The following is a 16,942-nucleotide window of genomic DNA, read 5'->3' as shown; positions in this document are numbered from 1 at the left end:
CCCCCCATCCCCCCATCTCCCTATCTCCCCATCTCCCTATATATTTTGGCTGGTAGCTCAAAGCTAATAGCCAGTTTGAGTCAGGAGTTCTCTGTGGGAATTAGGCAATACAGGAAAAAAATTGGAAATTACTCCCCATCTAACCATCTCCCCATCTCCCCCTAACCCCATCTCTCCATATATTTTGGCTGGTAGCTCAAAGCTAATAGCCAGTTTGAGTCAGGAGTTCTCTGTGGGAATTAGGCAATACAGGAAAAAAATTGGAAATTACTCCCCATCTAACCATCTCCCCATCTCCCCCTAACCCCATCTCCCTATATATTTTGGCTGGTAGCTCAAAGCTAATAGCTAGTTTGAGTCAGGAGTTCTCTGTGGGAATTAGGCAATACAGGAAAAAAATTGGAAATTTTCCCCTAACCCCATCTCCCGATATATTTTTGCTGGTAGCTCAAAGCTAATAGCCAGTTTGAGTCAGGAGTTCTCTGTGGGAATTAGGCAATACAGGAAAAAAATTGGAATTTACTTTCCATCCCCCCATCTCCCCATCTCCCCCTAACCCCATCTCTCCATATATTTTGGCTGGTAGCTCAAAGCTAATAGCCAGTTTGACTCAGGAGTAGTCTGTGGGAATTAGGCAATACAGGAACTAAAGATTAGAAATTTTCCCATCTCCCCATCTCCCCATCTCCATATATATTTTTGCTGGTAGCTCAAAGCTAATAGCCAGTTTGACTCAGGAGTAGTCTGTGGGAATTAGGCAATACAGGAAAAAAATTGGAAATTACTTCCCATCTCCCCATCTCCCCATCTCCCCATCTCCCCATCTCCCTATATATTTTTGCTGGTAGCTCAAAGCTAATAGCCAGTTTGACTCAGGAGTAGTCTGTGGGAATTAGGCAATACAGGAAAAAAATTGGAAATTACTTCCCATCTCCCCATCTCCCCATCTCCCCATCTCTACATCTCCCTATATATTTTTGCTGGTAGCTCAAAGCTAATAGCTAGTTTGAGTCAGGAGTTCTCTGTGGGAATTAGGCAATACAGAAAAAAGATTAGAAATTTTCCCATCCCCCTATCTCCCCATCTCCCTATATATTTTTGCTGGTAGCTCAAAGCTAATAGCCAGTTTGACTCAGGAGTAGTCTGTGGGAATTAGGCAATACAGGAAAAAGATTGGAAATTACTCCCCTACTCCTCTACTCCCCTACTCCCTACTCCCTACTCCCTACTTCCTATTTAGTCATTTTCATGCCTAAAACTTGGGTATGAGCGCCCCTAGCTTGGGTAACGCCGATAGTATGCTCTGATGATTCCATCATTGGCCTTCTCAGACTTACCACAATAAACTGAGCTTGTTCTGCTTGTTGTTTTATCATTTTAGCTAATCGCTCTACATTTGCCCCATCTAGAAACATATCCACTTCATCAAAGGCATAAAAAGGAGATGGACGGTAACGTTGTAGGGCGAAAATAAAGCTTAAGGCTGTTAAAGATTTTTCTCCTCCAGACATAGAGGCCAATCTTTGGACTGGCTTTCCTTTGGGGTGGGCTACTAAATTTAACCCACTGTTAAAGGGATCTTCTTGGTTCTCTAGTTGGAGATAACCGTCTCCTTCGGAAAGTGTGGCAAAGATTGTCTGAAAATTTTGATTCACAGCATCAAAAGCCTCAAAAAATGAACGTTGTCTTAGGGTAGTAAAGTTTTCTATTCTTAACAACAGTTCTGTTCGCTCTCCTTCCAGAGTGGATAATTTTTGACTTAATTCTTCTAGTCGTTTCTGAGTTTGCTCATATTCTTCGAGGGCTAACATATTTACGGGTTCTAGGGCTTGAAGTTGTTTTTGTAGGGATCTGACCTCCTTTTCTAATTCTCCCATTTTAATATTTTCGGGCACTGTTGGGATTGGCTCAGGCACTTCTGCCTTTTGTTCTTCTAACTGGGTTTGCAAAGCGACTAACTGTTCCCGACGTCCCTGTTGAGATTCCTGTAATTTTTGTAGCTGCCATTCTAATTGTTGTTTAGCTAAATGAAGTTCCCGCAGATTTGCCTCTGCTTGGTCTCTTTTTTGTTTTTCTGTCCCTAATTTTTCTTCTGCTTTGGCCATACCTGCTTTAGTCTGGGCAATTTGCTCGTCCACAACTAAAATTTGACTGTTTACTTCTTTTATGGTATTTTTAGCCTTTAATTCTTGCTCTTGATATTCTGAACGGCGACGAGAAGTTGTTTCTACCTTTTCTTGTAAGAGCTGTTGTTGATTTTCTAAATCTTGTAGTTGTTGTTCGGCAGTCCGTAAAGTAGTTTCCCGTTCTTGCAAAACTGCCTCTTGAGACCGAATCATAGTTTGCATCTGTTGCCATTCACTGTGAGTATGAGATTTTTCCAACTCGGCTAAAGTTTCTCTTAGCTGAGTTAACTGGGTTTCCTGAACTGGAATTTCTCGATCTAGGGATACTAATCTAGTTTGAGCATTAGCCAATTCTTGAGTATTTTTCTCTAATTGCCCTTGCCCTTGCTCCTGTTGTTTGGTCAATTTTTGTAATTCTGCCTCAATTTGTTCTACTTTTAGCTGAGTTTCTCGAAAATACTCCCTTCCTTCCATCAAAGCTCGCGATCGCTCTTTTACTTTTTCTTGGAGTTGAGAAATTTCTGCCACACATCGCTCTAGAACTATATCTATTTCTTGTAAACGTTGACGATGACTTTCCATTTCTCCTATTTCTGTGGAGTCCCCACCATCAACGGTGCCAAAATGCAGGCTCCCGGAACGGCGCGACATACTTCCACCAGTCATCGCCCCACTACTCTCTAATATTTCTCCATCGAGAGTAACTATTCGATATTTACCTAAATGTTGTCTAGCATTTGCCAAGGTATCAAAGACCACGGTTGAACCAAACACATAAGCAAAAATATTTCCGTAGCGAGAGTCACAGTCGATCAAATTCACAGCATAATCTATAAATCCGCCTGCTCCCCAACGTAAACTATTATCTTGGTTGAGTCTGGGAGGTCTAATTTTATTCAAAGGCAAAAATGTCATTCTGCCAGCTTTTTGCTTTTTCAAAAATTCAATTCCGGAGGCAGCGACTCGATCATTTTCGACTACCATATTCCCTAGACGGCTACCCGCAGCAATTTCTAAAGCTAATTGATATTTTGGTTCGACTTTTCCGAGTTGTGCCACTAATCCACAAATGCCGGAAATACCCGACTGTTGCAGCATTTTAGTGGCATAAGTACCTGTGGCTTCTTGAATTGCCTGTTGTTGAGCTTCTAGTTTATCAAGTTTTCTTTGTCTATCTCTTTGTTCTTGCAGGAGGCGAGTTTGAGTATCTTGCTGAATTTGTAGTTCTTGTTCAACAGCCTCTAATTGTTTTGTCAAAGATTCTACTTGATAACTTGATGCTTCTTTTGACTCTTTTATCTGTTCATAGTATTTCGTCTGATTTTCAATTTCTACTCCTAAAGTTCCTAGAGACTCTTGTTGTTCTTGAATTTGCTTTTCTAACTGGTAAATTTTTTCCCTAACTCTAGCTTGCTCAGTCCGTTGAGGGTTAAGAGTTTGTTGTAGAGTTTCAATTTGATGATGAAGTTGAGCTTGTTGTTTTACCCAAGCTTCAGCAGTATCGGCAATAGCACTCGCCGACTCACGTTGTTGGTTCAAAATTTCAATAGCCCCGTTGCGGGTAGCTTCTAAAGATGAGAGATTTTGACCTTGAACAATTTTTTCTGTGGCTAATACTTCTAAATTTTGCTGGAGTCTATCTACTTCCTCTTCTAGTTGACCAAGATTAGTTTTAGTCTGATTAATAGTAGTCTCTAATTCTTTCTGCTTTTCCTGGAGTTGTCGGCGCTCCGCTTCTTGGGTAGCCAAAGTTGACTGTAAAGCTAAAAGTTCCTCTTCCCCCAAAGCCTTTACTTGAGCATTAAGTTTGTCTAGTTCAGTAGAAGCTCGTTTAATTTCAGTTTCTTTAGTCTGAATATTTTCGTTAAATTCCGCGAGGGAGCGATCGCCCGACTCAATATTTTCCCGAAGTTTCCATACCTGCTTTTGGAGATTTTGCCATTTAAGTATTGTTTGCCAGAGACTCTTTTCCTCCAACTCCCCTCGTAACTGTTGATATTTTTTAGCCTTCACACAATCTTGGGAAAGACGGTCACATTGTTTCTGCAATTCTTTTTCCACAATGCGACTTTTTTCCTCCTGCTCCTTCACCTCATCTAGTTTGCCTTTTGCCAGAGAAATTTTTCGATCAAACTGAGCCACCCCTGCCATTTCATCAATAATCTCGCGACGTTCCCTCGCCTTCATCGAAATAATCCCAGTCACATCACCTTGGAGAACCACGTTATATCCTTCCGCATAAACCCGAAGTTGATTTAGTTGTTCGTGGAGTTCCGTCAGAGTACATGGCTGACCATTCATATAATAAGTAGAAGTATAAGTACCTTGTTTAGTAACTCGGAGGCGGCGAGAGATACTCCACTCTACTAATGAATCAAAAGAATTAGCTATTTCAAAGGGGTCTTCAGATTCAGATGCTAAGATTTTCGCTCCATTTTCTTCTACTTCTGGTAGTTCTGGCTGTGAAGAGTCTGGTTCTTTATGGCCATTATTTTGATTGGAGAGGTCTTCTAAATCAAAGGTGACAGTAACAATAGTTTCGACAGTTTTACGTCCTGCCAATTTATTGTTAACCAAATCTGGTAAACGTTCGGCTCTCATACCCTTGGAAGTAGATAAGCCCAAACAAAATAGAAGTGCATCAAGAATATTAGATTTGCCAGAACCGTTAGGTCCAGAAACCACAGTAAAACCCGGCAGCAACGGAATTGTCGTTGTGCCGCCGAAGGATTTAAAGTTTGTCAGTTCCAGGCGTTTGATATGAACCATGAAGGCCAGTTTTCGGACTGGATAGATTTGTATCTAATTAATTATAGACAGGACTTGCGGATTGTGGCTTTTAGTTTCTGGGATTTTTTGGAGTGGTAGCTTTTGTTGCGTATGTGGCAATAGGAATTTTTGCTCAGGGAAAATTTTGTCTGTGAGGCAGGAAAACTTTTTGTTGCGTATGTGGTAATAGGAATTTTTGCTCAGGGGAAATTTTGTCTGTGAGGCAGGAAAACTTTTTATTGCGTATGTGGCAATAGGAATTTTTGCTCAGGGAAAATTTCATCTTTAGGCTAGGTAAAAACTTTTATTGCGTATGTGGCAATAGGAATTTTTGCTCAGGGAAAATTTCATCTTTAGGCTAGGTAAAAACTTTTATTGCGTATGTGGCAATAGGAATTTTTGCTCAGGGAAAATTTCATCTTTAGGCTAGGTAAAAACTTTTATTGCGTATGTGGCAATAGGAATTTTTGCTCAGGATAAATTTCATCTGTAGAGGGGAGGAAAACTTTTATTGTGTATAGAGCAATAAAAATTTCTGCTCAGGGAATTTTGCTCAGGGAAAATTTCATCTATAGGGTAGGTAAAAACTTTTATTGCGTATGTGGCAATAGGAATTTTTGCTCAGGGAAAATTTCATCTATAGGGTAGGTAAAAACTTTTATTGCGTATGTGGCAATAGGAATTTTTGCTCAGGGAAATTTTGTCTTTAGGGTAGGTAAAAACTTTTATTGCGTATGTGGCAATAGGAATTTCTGCTCAGGGAAAATTTCATCTGTAGAGTCGGTAAAAACTTTTATTGCGTATGTGGCAATAGGAATTTCTGCTCAGGGAAAATTTCATCTGTAGAGTCGGTAAAAACTTTTATTGCGTATGTGGCAATAGGAATTTCTGCTCAGTCGAAATTTCATCTGTAGAGTCGGTAAAAACTTTTATTGCGTATGTGGCAATAGGAATTTTTGCTCAGGGAAAATTTCATCTGTAGAGTCGGTAAAAACTTTTATTGCGTATGTGGCAATAGGAATTTTTGCTCAGTCGAAATTTCATCTATAGAGTAGGTAAAAACTTTTATTGCGTATGTGGCAATAGGAATTTTTGCTCAGGGAAAATTTCATCTGTAGAGTCGGTAAAAACTTTTATTGCGTATGTGGCAATAGGAATTTCTGCTCAGGGAAAATTTCATCTGTAGAGTCGGTAAAAACTTTTATTGCGTATGTGGCAATAGGAATTTTTGCTCAGGGAAAATTTCATCTGTAGAGTCGGTAAAAACTTTTATTGCGTATGTGGCAATAGGAATTTCTGCTCAATGGAAAATCACCAACATTTTCATTTTGTGAGAGCTACCAAAAAAAATCGCGCGCCAAAGAATTTTCGGTTGCATCCTGACAAAAATTTTGATACTATAAAAACCGTCAGGGGTAATTCGCCTATACACATGACTTTTTATTCAACCTTTAACTAGAGATAATAGAATTTTTCAGCGATTGAACTCCGTTCTGCATTTCGGCTGTGGCCAAAATGAAACGCTGCGCGACATTAAAGGCGGAGCATAGCGGCAGCTACATCGCGAATGTTTCAGAAAGGAAAATCAATGTAAAAGATACCAAATTGATTAAAAAGTGCAAAACCAATAATCATTTTTCAAATTAAGAATCCCCAGGTACTTGCGCCTGGAGAATATATCAAAATTTATTTCTAAAATCCTATTAAGTAATTAGATATTTCTGAAGAGCGATCGCTTTCTGGATGCTAGAAAATGTCTATTTCTACATTTTTTAATTCTGGAAAATTATCAATCATTTCTTTTAATTCTTCTATGCCATACCAGACATCTTTATCTCTTACTGATTCATATAATTTTTACCAATCCTTATTCCCTATCTCCTTTTTATATTTCCTGATACATTCAATCTCTAATCTTTACTGCTTTTATCATTCAATCTAACCATCAGTCTAATGAATATAGAACAAGCTTTACTCAAAAACCTCAGAGAACTACCACCGGAAAAACAACAACAAATTCTAGATTTTAGTGAATTTATCAAACAAAAAATTCTGGTCAAACCCGACCCAAAGATGCCAAAACAACGGGCAGAGACTTGGAAAAATTGGGCAGAAAATCAGCCCCAAAATAGCCCAGGATTGCCGAATTATGCTTTAAAAAGGGAAACAATCTATTAATAATGACCAAAAAATAATATCTCAAAGCTATGGGGATTAATTATCAATTATCCATTATCAATTATCCATTATCAATAGCTATCTGCCCATTCCCGCACCCGGTTATGCTTAACAGAAGTATCTTGGCGATAATAAGTTTCCAGAGCTAATTTACTTTGCAGAATCATTTCTTCTTTTGTCAGAGAGCGAAAGTTTAATTCAGAGTCTATCTCGCCTTAATCTAATAATTCTTCTGTTTTTTGACTTGATTGACTTTTCAGCAATTCCTCAAAATCTTCTAAATTTCCAGATGAATTTAATAGCCATTTTAAGAGCAAATTTTTTACTTGTTCACTTGGTAATGGCTCTAGACGTTCTAAAATTTGCTGTCTAACCTTACTTATTGTCATAACTTTTTAAGTTTTGTACTATCTAAATCTTCAAATAAAAATAACCTGAATTAATTAATTTCTAATTTCATCTATTTCAGTTATTATTAAGTCTTGATTAATTAAAACTATTGAGTTTAATCTAATTTTCTGTTTTAAAGATTCCTAATCCGCTCAAGGTTTTGCAAAAATTCCTCCCGCGTTACTCCCTTGAGTAGCTCTTCTCGTTCCTTCGTATAATCACCATGTGCCCATCCCATTTGTTGTAAAAAACGAATGGTATTAATCTGACCCAAATTATCTACTAAAACTTGCTCACCTTTTCTTCTAAGTTCAATTGGTTTCATTTCTAGTTTCTCCTTTTTATTGAAAATTATTCATTAACCAATTAACAGGATTACTTAATTTTATTGGGAGAAATTCCTGATAGTTATTTGCCTTTTTAAGTAAGCGGTTGTCAAGTCTTGTTCTGACTAACTGCTTCTCCTTTAATTTTTAAATTTTAACTTCCGGGTAGCAGCTCTAGGGATTACCATTCCAATTTATTTATAATCCTAAACAATAACGTACTGCTGTTTCAATTTCTTTCATTTTATCATCAGATAATTTTCCTACTGGTTGCTCCGAAAACCTACTTCCATCTAAAGAACGAATTTGAAAACAAAGAAAAACTGTTTCTAAAAGTAATCCACTTTCATCAGATGAAACTCTAACATTAGTCGGAAAATCCCGTTGAATATTTTCGCTTTTTGTTCCTACAACTACCGTTACAACTAATGGTAACTTATTAATAGTATCAATAGACAAAACCAGAACAGGTCTAGCACCAGATTGTTCTCTACCTTTTACAGGATTAAGATTGACAAAATAAATTTCTCCTCTTTGAATAGTCACAATCAATCAATTCCATCCATTTCGGTAATTATAAATTCTTGCTCAATTAAAGCTATCTCTCTTTGAATATCTGGATCTTTTGCCATTAGTTCAATCTGATTTTCTACCTTATAGTTTTCAAGTATTTGAGTTGACTTTTGCTTGACTTTTTCACTTAAACGGTTAAGTAACCATTTTTGTTCATCTAAAGATAAACAATTAATTGCTTGTTCAATTTCTAATAGTTTATTAGACATAAATTTCTCGTTGAGGAGCGATCGCTATACAATAATTAAAGGTTACTGATTTTATTATTCTAGCCGATCAAAATAATATAAATAGGACTTACGCATGAACGCTACTGGTAGGGTGTGTTAGCGCTAGCGTAACGCACCAAGACTCTATATATAGTGCCTTTGCGTAAGTCCTGATAAACTATGCCTATCCATCCTAATATTAAATTAGGCTAGTAGACCGACATAGCTAAAACATTGTTGTTGGGTTTCGTCCCTCAACCCAACCTACACTTATTGCAATATTCAAAGTGTGTCATTCTAGTAGGTAAACAATTTTGTTATGGTCAGGACTTACGCAACATAAGGAATTACACACCATATGTAGGGGCGAATGGCATTCGCCCTTACTATATATAGCGGTTCTGCGTAAGTCGTGATGATATTAAACCTATTTATTCTGACTCCTGACTCCTGACTCCTGACTTCTAATAACTAAGAAGTAGCCTAGCTATTTGTAGCAGACATTTATGAAATTAATTGATACAATAAAAGATTAGACAAACTACCTTTTGATAAGCGAATTTGGTATAATCCTAATTTATTGAGTTAAACCTTATGTATGAGCCGGGAACTTTATTTGAAATTTCTACTCTCTAATCCATAATTATTGACATACTCCCGACGCTCCCCTACGGGAGAGCGCGGGATTCTTCAGTCAGATCAGCCCTGACCGCAGTTTTAACAGAAGTGATTCTCCTCATCTCGTGTTGATAACAATCCAATTTTTTGTATTAGGAGTGCCGAGTTATAGTCTCTGTCTAGTTCCTGTCCACATTTAGGGCATGAATGCCAACGCTCTGATAAGCTTTTAGAGACTTTATTCAAGCATTGCCAACAATATTGAGATGTACCTTTTGGATCTACTTTGATAATTCTTTTGCCCAACTTCCAGGCGACATACTCTAAGACTTGAACAAACTGGCCAAATGCTGCATCCTGCAAAGACTTATTCAATCCTGATTTAGCTGATTGACCATTGGGTAAGAATTGACCATTGTCACCTAATTTGGCTTTGCAACGTCGGACTAAAGAAGCTATTTGTAGGTCTTCTACAAAAATCACACTTACATTACTAAACAAGTGATAAGCTAGTTTGAATTGCCAGTCTAACCTTTGTCTAGCTATCAACTGATGCAGTGATCGAATTTTACCTTTGAGAATTTTCCAACCCTTAGAATGTTTTGGTTTTTTAGCTAATCTTGCTTGTAGTTTGGACAAGCGATGCTCAGAGAATCTGAAAAACTTAGGCACTTCTACAAACTCGCCATTACTGGTCACAACATAGTGCAACAATCCTAAATCAATACCCTTTGAGTTTTTCCTGGTGGGCTGAATTTCTCCAACCTCTACAGGTACACTTTTATCTTCTATCGTAAAGCTAATATACCATCCGTCTGCTTCACGGATTACTGTACCTGTCTTAACCTTGAATCCTACTGGTATTGGGCGATTGAATACTAAAGGGACTAAGTCAATCTTTGGTAAATTGATACAATACCGACCATTAGCATTCTTGACAATATTGGTGTTTGACAACTGGGGATAACTAAAAGAATTATAGTAATGCTTTCCCTTGAATTTAGGTCTACCACTGGTTTTACCGTTTTTATCGGGTTGGGTAAAGTTATCCATCGTAGTTTGTACGCGCTGGATCACATCTTGCAATACCTGGGAGTGGATGGACTTGTATTCGGGGAAGAGTTTTTTAGTTTGTACTAGGTCTGCTAACTGTACTGTTTCCCAAGCTACATAACCATCTATTATGTTGGGATGTTTGTCACCTTTTCTAGTTATCGGATGACCATTACTGTCCTTTTTTCTACCGTCGCGGGTTTGTATCCTAAACTCTGGAATGTTTTGGTAAATTCTTTCTATTGGTACTACTGAAACATTAAGAGGACAAGCATTAACTGGTGTACGGGTTGCTTCAAACCAGTTTAACCTTTCAGCCAAACGGTAATTATATTGACGTCGGGCTAATTCCAACCAATTAGCAATAATTAGCCCTTGACTTTTATGGGGTTTTAGCTTGTACTTGTATTTCAGTAGCATGGCAGAATCTACCAGGATTCATCCTAAAGATAGATTTAGGATAATAGCTGTGTTATAAATTGTCAATAGCTATAGCAAACAGGACAATAAACATCTCCAAAAATGCTAATTTGGGAACTGCGGGGTAAGACGAGTGAGAACCTTTTCTAGAGATGTCTAATAGTAAAACCACAGACCCTAGCCCGGCTTTCATCCCGACGCTCCCCTCCCCCCTTTCCAAGGGGGGTTAGGGGGGATGGAGAGCGCGGGACTTCCCGCCGGGGAAGTTAAAGTTATCCTGCTGTATAGAACTCTCAGACTAAAAAAATATCTAATTAAAAATCAATTATGGGTGTGACCGCTTTTGCTACAGGGAATCGACTACTACAAGAGGGAAAACTAGAAGAGGCCATAGCTTCTTATCAAAAGTCTATAGAGGAAAATCCTCAGTTTGCTCACTCTTACCAAAATTTGGCGATCGCTCTCAAAAAGACAGGACGGATAGACGAGGCGATCGCTGCTTTACGTCAGGCGGTGGCCATAAATCCTGAAGACCCCTGGTATCTCTACAAATTGGGAATAATGTTGACTCAGCAAGGCCAGTTTCAGGAGGCAGTAAATTATTTAGATCGAGCGCTCGATCTAAAAAAAGATGTGTCTGAGTTTTATCTGGGTTTGGGAAGTGCTTTGGTGAAATTGGGGCAATGGGAGCAGGCAGTAGAGTATATTAATCAGGCAGGGATGTTGAATGGAAAAGTAGGGAAGTTTGAACAGGGAGAGATTTATTTTTATCTGGCAGAAGCTAAATCTGGGCAAGAACAATGGTCTGAGGCCGTAGAGTTATATCGTCAGAGTTGGGAAATTAATCCAGATAGGGTTGATTGTTGTATTGGTTGGGCAAAAGCTTTGGGTAAGTTGGGTAGATTGGATGAGGCAGTAGAGTTGTATCATCAGATGGTGGCTTTGTCTGGCGAGTCTGGTGAGATATGGTTTGCTTTGGGGCAAACTTTGGGGCAGTTGGATAGATGGGAGGAGGCGGTTAGTAAATATGCTCAGGCAATTAGTGTTGGTTTTGCAGGAGCAGAAGTGAGGCATCATTTGGGGTTTGGTTTGCTAAAGTTGGCTCGTTGGCAAGAGGCTGTAATTGAGTATCGCTTGGCGGTAGAAATTAATCCTAATTCAGCAGATATTCGGCATCAATTGGGCTATGCTTTGATACAGTTGGAATATTGGGGGGAAGCCGAGATTGAGTTGCGGAAGTCTGTGGAGTTGCATCCGGGGTCTGCTGTGTTTTGGCAGCAGTTGGGTGATGTTTTGTGGGAGTTGGAGAAGAGGGATGAGGCAGAAAAAGCTTATCGACAAGTTTTGGAGTTAAAGTTGGCAACAGGCCATGCTCTAATTGATAGTAGTTCTGTACAAAAGAGAAGAATTACTCACACCTCTTTCACAAAAGGCAATATCTTAAATAGTCAAAATCAAAAGTCAACTTGCCTTAATGTTCTATTTGTGCTATACGGAAATATTGACTCTAAGGATGGGTATCATGCTCAACTTTATGGTAATCAGTTGCTAGAGCAAGGGGTTGATTGTCTATTTGCAGTTCCCGATCGCTTTGACAATGAGGGCGTGCTGCGACGGTATTTGTACAATTTACCAAACCCTGGCCCAATCTTACCCTATTCCTTACTTTCAATCCCTGGTTTCCGTTTGCCTTTTGCTAATGGTAGTGGCCCTGATGTAATCCATGCTTGGACTCCCCGTGAGATGGTCCGCAAGTGTGTGGAAAAACTTTTGGAGCAATACTCTTGTTCTTTAGTTATTCATTTAGAGGATAATGAGGAATATTTGACTTCAGCTCAGGTAGGCAGACCTTTTACTGAGTTGGTTGGGTTGCCAGAAACAGAACTCGATCTGATTATTCCAGGCGATCGCTACCATCCGATTCAGGGTAAGGCTTTTCTGAACAGAGCGCAGGGGTTGACTATAACTATTGAGACTCTCAAGGATTTTAATATTGGTAATGTGCCGGAGTTGGTGCTAAGTCCTCCTGTAGATGAGAGTTTGTTTTATCCTCGACCAATAAATTATGACTTGCGTCGTTCCTTGGGTATTCCAGAAGGTCATGTAGTTTTGGCTTATGCAGGTAATGTAGATAGTGGCAACCGATATGAGGTGCGACAGCTATATCAAGCCGTGGAAATTTTGAATCAACAGGGATGCCCTACGGTGTTGTTGCGTACTGGTTTGAATGGAGAGGGAATGGGGGTTGAGAGTTGGGAAAGAACTTATGAAAAATATCTGGGTTGGGTGGAACGGGAGCAGGTGCCGGAAATTCTGGCAGCGGCAGATATTTTAGTACAACCCGGTGTACCAGGGGTGTCTAATGACCAGCATATTCCCTCGAAGTTGTTGGAATATTTTGCTATGGGGCGATCGGTGGTGTTGCCGAAGACGAATTTGGGGTTGAGGGTGAAGCATGGTTTAGAAGGGTATGTGTTGGAAAGGTGTAATGCTCAAAGTATTGCGGGGGCGGTGCAAGAGATTAAAGCTGATGGAGAGTTGGCACGGCGGTTGAGTGATGGGGGGGTTGATTTTTATTTGAGTCAGCTTGAGTCAGGTTTGACGGGGGTTAAGCTGAATGATTTTTATAGTAGGTTAACTGGAAATGTTTCGTCTTTACCGGATGAGAAGAGACTGGGTACAACGTTTTTTGTAGTGACGCCTTGTCTGAATGCTGTGGCAACTATTGATGAGACGATTAAAAGTGTGATTAGTCAGTCTGGCGATTTCTGGATACGGTATCATGTTCAGGATGGTGGTTCGACGGATGGGACTATTGAACGGCTGCAATATTGGGAGGGTGTATTATCAGAGGGGAGTTCTGATGTGCAATGTCGGGGTGTGGAGTTTTCTTGGGTGAGTGAACGAGACGAGGGGATGTATGATGCAGTAATGAAGGGGTTTGATAATTTTGAGATTGCTCCTAGAGGGTTGATGACTTGGATAAATGCTGATGACGTTTTGATGCCAGGGGCGTTGTCTGCTATTTGTCGTATTGTTGGGGAGCATCCAGAGGTTGAGTGGGTAGGGGGACCTCAGTATGTGTTTGAAACAGATGTACAGCAGCCGATTATAAATAAGGTTAATCCTACTCCAACGGCAGTTATTCGGGAAGGTTTGTGTGATGGTAAGTATTGGGTAACGTTGCAGCAGGAGGGAATGTTTTTTAGTAAGAGGTTGTGGTTTAAGTCTAAGCATGGGTTGAAAGGGTTTGAGTTGGCTGGTGATTGGAATTTATGGCGGGAGATGGCGCATTATGGAATGTATTATCAGTATGAGAGTCCTTTGGGTGCTTTCCGTAAGCGTATTGGTGAGTTGTCTGTGGAGCGTATTGAGGATTATCGGGGTGAGATTGAGAGGGTTGTTCCTTTGGAGGTGAGAAGGGCTAGGTTTGAGCAACTTTATCGGCAGCAGAAGTGGGGGGCGAATTTGATTAAGTTTGATGGTGGATCTGGGAAAATGGTGGTTGAAGTTGAGTCGGTGAGGGAAGTTTATGAGAAGATTGGGGATGTTGGTGACATAACAGAAAGAAAAGTAGTTTCCCCTACTAAGGTTATTAGTGCAGCTAATGAAGTTAATAAAGTTAATAACAAATACGGTACGGGAATTTTAATAAAAAGAATTTTTGAGGATAGCCCAAGTATTTTTGCTATTCGTTCACACAATAATTACAGTGGAGAACAAGATTTTGGTCAAGTTGCTACTGTATGCGAGTGTTCGGGAATGTCTCGTTATGCAATTTTTTGTGAGGTTGCAAGGATATTAGAAGGAATAGAACCAGAAAAAGTGTTGTGTATTCCTTACTATCTTGAAGACTTTTATATTGGGTTAGCAGTTAAAAAATTTTTTGGAATTAAGCTATGTACATACATAGTGGATGACCAAAACATATATGCTAAAAACATCTCAGACGAGTTGATGCAAGAAATTCTAAAAGCTTCTAGTTTGCGTTTGGCAATTTCTTCAGAAATTCGGGATGCTTACGAAAGCAAGTATTGCCTTAAATTCTGGCTGTTGCCAGGGGGGGTTCGTAGCTATCTATTGTTTGAAAATAAGCATGGGATGAAGTTTGAAAGTTCTTTATCAACAAAAGGAATAGATAAATGGATTTGGAAATCATTGGAATTAGGTAGAGCTTGTGATTTAAGATTTGAAGACTTATAGTTTACTTAATGTCAGGAGTGAAATTAAAATGAAAACGATTATAGTAACAGGATCTGCTGGTTTAATAGGTTCGGAGTCAGTGCGTTTTTTTGCAGATAAAGGTTTCCGTGTAGTTGGTATTGATAACGATATGCGGGCACAGTTTTTTGGGAAGTCTGCATCTACTGAATGGAATCGCGATCTGCTGAAAAATCAGTATGGCCACCTTTACCAACATTACAATTTAGATATTCGCGATCGCACAGAAATAGAGAAGCTCTTTAAGGAATACTCGACAGATATTAATTTAATCATTCATGCAGCAGCTCAACCTTCCCATGAATGGGCAGCTAAAGATCCTCACACTGATTTTACTGTCAACGCGAATGGTACGTTAAACCTATTAGAAGCGACTCGTCAGTTTTGCCCAAATAGTGTTTTTATCTTTACATCAACCAATAAAGTTTATGGTGATACTCCAAATTACCTGCCTCTAAAAGAGCTAGAAACAAGATGGGATATTGAACCTAGTCACCAGTATAATGATGGAATTGATGAGTCGATGACTATAGATAACTCTAAGCATTCACTGTTTGGAGCGTCGAAAGTTGCGGCTGATATTTTGGTACAAGAGTATGGTAAATATTTTGGGCTAAAGACAGCTAGTTTTCGAGGTGGTTGCTTAACAGGGCCATTTCACTCAGGAACTCAGCTACATGGTTTTTTAGCATATTTGATGAAGTGTACTATTATGGGGGAACCTTACACAATCTTTGGATATAAAGGCAAGCAGGTTAGGGACAACATTCACAGCTATGATTTGGTGAATGCGTTTTATCATTTTTATCAAAGTCCTCGAACGGGCGAAGTTTACAACATTGGAGGTTCTCGCTATAGTCACTGTTCTATGATGGAAGCAATTTCTTTGTGTGAAAAAATTGTGGGCAAGAAACTACAATACGCTTATGCAGAGAACAACCGTATAGGAGATCATGTGTGGTACGTTTCTGATGTCCGCAAGTTTGCTGCTCATTACCCTGAATGGAAATACAAATATAATTTAGTTAAAATTCTGGAGGAAATGTATAGTTCTCAAGTTTCTCGGCTTTAGACAAAATAGAAAGGAATTACACATTATTGATATATCAAAACTTTCCCCCTGCGAAAGATAGTGGAATGACGACTTCAATAATAATGTAAAATTATTGAGCAAAGCTTGAATCAAAGCGCTAAATTTATAGTTACTTAGTCAGGAGTTTTAAGAATGCCTACAATTCAACTGAATGAATCTACTGTTTTAGATATTCCGATGCCAGAACCAGCCAATATAGAATCTTTTTTTCTTTTTGGACTTCATAAATCTGGTAGCACTTTGTTAGATCAAATATTTACAAAAGTTTGTCTATTGAAGAATTTACCATACATAAATATTCCAGGTTTAACTTTTCAACAGGGTATTCCCGATCAACTGTGGGAATCACAAAATTTACTAAACTCTTTAATTAAGGATGGTTATTGTTATGGTGTTTTCCGGTATTATCCCAATTTTTTAAAAAGTAATAAGCTGTTAGAAAAACGCCGCAAAATTTTACTGGTTCGAGATCCTCGTGATGCTATTGTTAGTGCCTATTATTCCTTTGCATTTAGCCATCCAATACCACTACAGGGAAAGGTGAGAGAACAAATGATTCAAGAGCGCATATTCTATCAAAGAATGAATATAGAGACTTTTGCTTTAGACAGAGCTATTCAAGTTAAACATTATTTCAATATGTATCATCAAAATTTGAATCAAGATTCTTTATTAAAAGTTTATAGATATGAAGATGTTATTTTCAAAAAGTATGAATGGATTAAAGATATGTTGGATTTTTTACAACTATCTTTGGATGTAGAGCAAATAGCTAAAATAGCTGAAGAAAATAACTACTTTCCTAAATCAGAAAATCCTAATAATCACATCAGAAAAGTTGTGCCCGGGGATCATAAGGAAAAGTTATCCTCTGACTGTATTCAGCAAATTAACGAAATTTTATCTGAAGTTTTAGACCACTACAACTATTAGCCTACTTTTCTTTGAAAGTTAATAAGTAATAAG

General features: G+C 38.7%; 10 protein-coding genes. 4 read left to right on the top strand and 6 right to left on the bottom strand.

Going from position 1 to position 16,942, the window contains the following annotated elements; genetic code table 11:
* Nucleotides 1–1,232: 1,232 nt before the first annotated feature.
* Complete coding sequence (gene smc / locus F6K40_RS13485) at nt 1,233–4,895, bottom strand: chromosome segregation protein SMC (RefSeq protein ID WP_293136611.1); 3,663 nt, start codon at nt 4,893–4,895, stop codon at nt 1,233–1,235.
* Nucleotides 4,896–6,848: 1,953 nt separating this feature from the next.
* Here smc and F6K40_RS13480 point away from each other — a divergent pair.
* Nucleotides 6,849–7,073, top strand: coding sequence for a hypothetical protein (locus tag F6K40_RS13480; RefSeq protein WP_293136609.1), 225 nt, complete (start codon nt 6,849–6,851; stop codon nt 7,071–7,073).
* A gap of 215 nt (nt 7,074–7,288) precedes the next feature.
* Here F6K40_RS13480 and F6K40_RS13475 read toward each other — a convergent pair whose 3' ends face one another.
* The 5 genes from F6K40_RS13475 to F6K40_RS13455 form a co-directional block, all read right to left on the bottom strand.
* Nucleotides 7,289–7,462 (bottom strand): hypothetical protein, encoded by a 174-nt coding sequence (locus tag F6K40_RS13475; protein WP_293136607.1) that lies wholly within the window; start codon nt 7,460–7,462, stop codon nt 7,289–7,291.
* A gap of 134 nt (nt 7,463–7,596) precedes the next feature.
* The gene (locus F6K40_RS13470; protein ID WP_293136605.1) at nt 7,597–7,788 is read right to left on the bottom strand and encodes a hypothetical protein; all 192 of its coding nucleotides are present in this window, start codon (nt 7,786–7,788) and stop codon (nt 7,597–7,599) included.
* Nucleotides 7,789–7,987: 199 nt separating this feature from the next.
* Nucleotides 7,988–8,335 carry a type II toxin-antitoxin system PemK/MazF family toxin gene (locus F6K40_RS13465; protein ID WP_293136603.1) on the bottom strand — a complete coding sequence of 116 codons (348 nt, stop codon included), beginning with the start codon at nt 8,333–8,335 and terminating at the stop codon, nt 7,988–7,990.
* A 2-nt stretch (nt 8,336–8,337) separates the two neighbouring features.
* On the bottom strand, nt 8,338–8,571 hold the full coding sequence (locus F6K40_RS13460; RefSeq protein ID WP_293136601.1) for a hypothetical protein: 234 nt from the start codon (nt 8,569–8,571) through the stop codon (nt 8,338–8,340).
* A gap of 717 nt (nt 8,572–9,288) precedes the next feature.
* Nucleotides 9,289–10,662 (bottom strand): RNA-guided endonuclease InsQ/TnpB family protein, encoded by a 1,374-nt coding sequence (locus F6K40_RS13455; RefSeq protein ID WP_293136599.1) that lies wholly within the window; start codon nt 10,660–10,662, stop codon nt 9,289–9,291.
* A 327-nt stretch (nt 10,663–10,989) separates the two neighbouring features.
* Here F6K40_RS13455 and F6K40_RS13450 point away from each other — a divergent pair, with 327 nt between their 5' ends.
* The 3 genes from F6K40_RS13450 (at nt 10,990) to F6K40_RS13440 (ending at nt 16,909) form a co-directional block, all read left to right on the top strand.
* Nucleotides 10,990–14,865 carry a tetratricopeptide repeat protein gene (locus F6K40_RS13450; RefSeq protein ID WP_293136597.1) on the top strand — a complete coding sequence of 1,292 codons (3,876 nt, stop codon included), beginning with the start codon at nt 10,990–10,992 and terminating at the stop codon, nt 14,863–14,865.
* Nucleotides 14,866–14,893: 28 nt separating this feature from the next.
* Nucleotides 14,894–15,955 carry an NAD-dependent epimerase/dehydratase family protein gene (locus F6K40_RS13445; RefSeq protein WP_293136595.1) on the top strand — a complete coding sequence of 354 codons (1,062 nt, stop codon included), beginning with the start codon at nt 14,894–14,896 and terminating at the stop codon, nt 15,953–15,955.
* A 153-nt stretch (nt 15,956–16,108) separates the two neighbouring features.
* Nucleotides 16,109–16,909, top strand: coding sequence for a sulfotransferase domain-containing protein (locus tag F6K40_RS13440; protein WP_293136593.1), 801 nt, complete (start codon nt 16,109–16,111; stop codon nt 16,907–16,909).
* The last annotated feature ends 33 nt before the right edge of the window (nt 16,910–16,942 follow it).

The organism is Okeania sp. SIO3I5, from assembly GCF_010672085.1.
In the GTDB taxonomy this organism is placed as follows: Bacteria; Cyanobacteriota; Cyanobacteriia; order Cyanobacteriales; family Microcoleaceae; genus Trichodesmium.
The sequence above is the reverse complement of the archived record's forward strand: the minus strand, read 5'-3'. Positions and strand labels throughout refer to the sequence as shown.